Genomic DNA, 1,875 nt, shown 5'->3' with positions numbered 1-1,875 from the left:
GAATACAGCTTGCCCGGCGAATAAATGGCGGCGCCAATTTTTACTTAACGTTCACGTTTTTAGGCAATATCGTCGGATAGCACCGGCTATAGCCAGGCCTTCATCGGTGAATGCGCCCCATTCGGGCAACCTGCAATTGCCTGTCTGGCTAAATAAGCATGACGAAAAATAAGCTTGTCCATCGACAACGCCTCATTTCCGCCGTTTGCCTAATAAGATGTTTCTAATGCTATCAAAACCTGATAGCAGCTTAATAATTTCCGCCATAAACCGCTTTTCATGTCCCTGGCGCAATCGACGCTTAAACCTGTTAACGGAGAGGCGGCATCGCTATAATCTCCCCATCTTTCCTGAATACGGGTACGCACAATGATCCGCAGCATGACCGCCTACGCCCGGCGTGAAACCAAAGGCGAATGGGGCAGCGCAGCCTGGGAGCTACGTTCCGTGAACCAGCGCTATCTTGAAACTTACATCCGCCTGCCGGAGCAATTCCGCAGTCTGGAACCGGTTATTCGTGAACGTCTGCGTAATCGCCTGACGCGCGGAAAGATTGAATGTAACTTACGTTTTGACGCCGATCCGGGCGCGCAAAGCGCGTTGATCCTTAATCAACCGCTGGCGAAGCAGCTGCTGGAAGCCGCGCAGTGGGTGAAGCAGCAAAACGCGAATGGCGAAATCGATCCGGTTGATATTTTACGCTGGCCGGGCGTGATGTCCGCGCAGGAGCAGGATCTGGACGCTATCAACGTCGAGCTGCTGGCCGCGCTGGAACTGGCGATCGATGATTTCATCACCGCGCGTGAAAGCGAAGGCGCCGCATTGAAAACCATGATTGAACAGCGCCTTGAAGGCGTCAGCGCCGAAGTGCAGAAGGTTCGCGCCTGGATGCCGGAAGTCCTGAAATGGCAGCGCGAGCGGCTGGTGACCAGGCTTGAAGAGGCGGAGATACAGCTGGACAATAATCGTGTCGAACAGGAACTGTTGATGATGGCGCAACGCATCGACGTTGCCGAGGAGCTCGATCGCTTGGAAGCGCATGTTAAAGAGACGTACAACATCCTGAAGAAGAAGGAGGCCGTTGGCCGCCGTCTCGACTTTATGATGCAAGAATTCAACCGTGAATCGAACACGCTGGCATCGAAATCGATCAATGCAGATATCACCGCCTCGGCGATTGAGCTAAAGGTGCTGATTGAGCAGATGCGCGAGCAGATTCAGAATATTGAATAACCGCGCATGGCCTTACCGCAAGCGTAAACCTGTGCAGCCCGCCTCTGGCGGGCTTTTTTATAATGTCCTTCTCCGGCGCCTTCCCCTCTCTTTCTTGCAATTTTTAACGCGTCGGCGTTGTTATATCCATGACGACAACGCCGCCAGCGTACCTTGCCGTTAACGCAACGGTTGAAAAACGTCAGTCTTGTCTGCCCCTTTCCCACGGGCGTTGTACACTGCTTAAGGCACTGAAGTTTCTTAACGGAGGGAATATGTTGCCGTCACACACGCTCAGTTTGACCATTATGCGTCACTGGTTAGATCTTTATGAAACTGTCTGGAAACCAGAGTTTTTCACGAAATGGGTATCGGCAATTGGCGAATCACCTCTTCAGCCAGAAGGCAGCATCTGGAAAGCTCAGGGACCAGACGGCGCAATCAAGGTTCGTTTTACTGAACATAATGCGTTTGGAGTAATGGACCACTGGCTGGATAACGGTTTCGGTAAAGAGATATATATGCCGATGCGCATTGTGCCTAATCAGGAAGGCGCGCAGGTACTGCTTACGCTTTTCCGTCAGCCCTTTACCACAGACGAAAAATTCCAGCAGGAGCTGTCGTTAATCGAGCAGGACCTGCAGAAACTGCATCGGTTAGTGA

At 52.2% G+C, this 1,875-nt stretch carries 2 protein-coding genes; both read left to right on the top strand.

Annotated elements, in window-relative coordinates; translation table 11 throughout:
- Window positions 1-369: 369 nt before the first annotated feature.
- Entirely contained in the window at window positions 370-1,233 is an 864-nt protein-coding gene (locus MYY08_RS14005; protein ID WP_038629162.1) for a YicC/YloC family endoribonuclease, read from the top strand.
- 254 nt (window positions 1,234-1,487) lie between these two features.
- Window positions 1,488-1,875, top strand: a 388-nt coding sequence (locus MYY08_RS14000; protein WP_288014618.1) for a polyketide cyclase, incomplete at its 3' end; no start/stop codon positions are given.

This window comes from Mixta sp. (genome assembly GCF_024610815.1).
Classification (GTDB): domain Bacteria; phylum Pseudomonadota; class Gammaproteobacteria; order Enterobacterales; family Enterobacteriaceae; genus Mixta; species Mixta calida.
The sequence above is the reverse complement of the archived record's forward strand: the minus strand, read 5'-3'. Positions and strand labels throughout refer to the sequence as shown.